The sequence below is a fragment of the Eubacterium sp. 3_1_31 genome (assembly GCF_964249515.1).
Lineage (GTDB): Bacteria > Bacillota_I > Bacilli_A > Erysipelotrichales > Erysipelotrichaceae > Longicatena > Longicatena caecimuris.
Genome location: NZ_CAXUBY010000119.1, coordinates 1 through 553 on the forward strand (window position 1 = coordinate 1; position 553 = coordinate 553).

The 553-nt window shown below is 37.6% G+C and carries 1 protein-coding gene; it reads left to right on the plus strand.

The features are described 5' to 3' along the window. Window positions 1-152: 152 nt before the first annotated feature. Window positions 153-485, plus strand: coding sequence for a hypothetical protein (locus tag ACESSZ_RS16505; protein WP_243642702.1), 333 nt, complete (start codon window positions 153-155; stop codon window positions 483-485). Window positions 486-553 lie beyond the last annotated feature (68 nt).

The window sequence follows — 553 nt, forward strand, 5'->3', positions numbered from 1 at the left end:
GGGTATCCAAAATCTTTAGGGGTCTGAAATTTAGGGGCAACTTTAGGGGTCTAGACTTTAGGGGGTTATTTCAAATGAGAAATAGGTGAATCTGCCTGTTTCTTTATTTATAATATTTCATGGTTATGCTCTCTGTTAAAAGGAGGTAACTCATGGATTATTCTTATATTTTTAAATTGCTGAGCCTACCTGATGATGGCTCTATCAGTATTGATAATGTTGAAGTTGCTGGCGATACGAAATATGTCTATATTTCAAGACCGCCTATACCCACTTACTGCCCTAACTGCTCATGCAGGATGCTTCTAAAGGCATCTATAAGAGAAAAATCAAACACCCTATTTTACAGGATTCTACCTGCATTATCTTTATCGTTAGCCAGAGAAAGTGGAAATGCACTAACTGTAAGACTTATGTCAATGAATCTTATCCTTTCTTCAAGCCATATAAACAATCTACTGATATTACACCTATGCTCATCCTAGAAGCTATGAAGGATCTCAGCCGTTCCTCTGCATCTATTGCCAGGCAGTTTCATCTTTCAGATACGAAG

Bases quoted from the DNA above. Each gene is read 5' to 3' on its own strand.
- ACESSZ_RS16505 (WP_243642702.1), top strand. From the start codon at position 153: ATGGATTATTCTTATATTTTTAAATTGCTGAGCCTACCTGATGATGGC.